This window comes from Brachyspira sp. SAP_772 (genome assembly GCF_009755885.1).
GTDB lineage: Bacteria > Spirochaetota > Brachyspiria > Brachyspirales > Brachyspiraceae > Brachyspira.
Genome location: NZ_VYIX01000039.1, coordinates 1 through 1,026, shown reverse-complemented (window position 1 = coordinate 1,026; position 1,026 = coordinate 1). Strand labels below are relative to the sequence as shown.

Annotated in this window: 1 protein-coding gene; it reads right to left on the bottom strand. The window is 21.7% G+C overall.

The features are described 5' to 3' along the window. Nucleotides 1-31: 31 nt before the first annotated feature. Entirely contained in the window at nt 32-493 is a 462-nt protein-coding gene (locus GQX97_RS12415) for a ComF family protein (RefSeq protein WP_157152227.1), read from the bottom strand. Between the last annotated feature and the right edge of the window lie 533 nt (nt 494-1,026).

Sequence of the window (1,026 nt, the reverse complement as noted above, 5' to 3'; positions counted from 1 at the left end):
AATTTATTTTTGTCAAATAATTATTAATTATTTATTGCTCAAAATTATAATTTCTATAGCAAAATACTATTMCTTCTATGTTTGTAATATTGTTTTCTTTTAATAATTTTATAAGCTCTTTTAATGTAGCCCCCGATGCATAAACATCGTCTATAATAAGAAGTTTTTTATTTTTAATGTTTTCTATATTTTTTATAGTGAATGCATTTTTTATRTTKTYTTCTCTTTCTTTTAATGTTTCTAATACTTTTTGCTCTTTTATATTTTTRTTTAATAGAATATCATCAGATTTYTTTATATTGAGTGTTTTTGATATTGTATTAGCAAARAAGTTCATAACATTATTATTTTTATTTGAAGGTACATATAAAAGCAAATCAAAATTAGTATTTAAATATTTATAGCAATTAAAAAAACTTTCAAATATTAAAGGAGTATTATTTATACTGCCTTTTTTAAAAGCTCTAAGTTCATCTCCAAGCTCTAAATCCAAATCACCAAGAGCAGATACTCTTATATTATTATCTAAATAAAAAGTTTTGTATGGTYTAAAAATGTTTGCTGCCTTTTTTGTTTATTATAATATATGTTAAAGCTATATARATAGAGTTTAKAATTATTCCTTTRTATCCATTAATTAAAGAATTAAACCACATATCATAATTAAATATATTTAGTAATAAAATAGATGAAAACCTTGCTGCTATAAAAGAAAGGATAGATAAAATAATAACATAATTAGTGTTTTTAAAAAAATGTTTAATAGCTGATATTAACAAAGAATAAACTATTCCCTCAAACATTAAAAAATACAAAATAGGAACATTAGGCATTTGAAATATTAAATAGTTTACAAGMGGGGATAATATTGAAAGAGCTATTAAATAAATTGGGCTTAGAATAAAAGTGCCTATAGATAAAGCAAAGAATATTGGAAGAAACTCTGTGCCTTTAAGTCCTACAAAGTGTACAGCAATAGGAGATATTATACTCACTGCTATTAAAGATATAAGAATTAAACTTTCT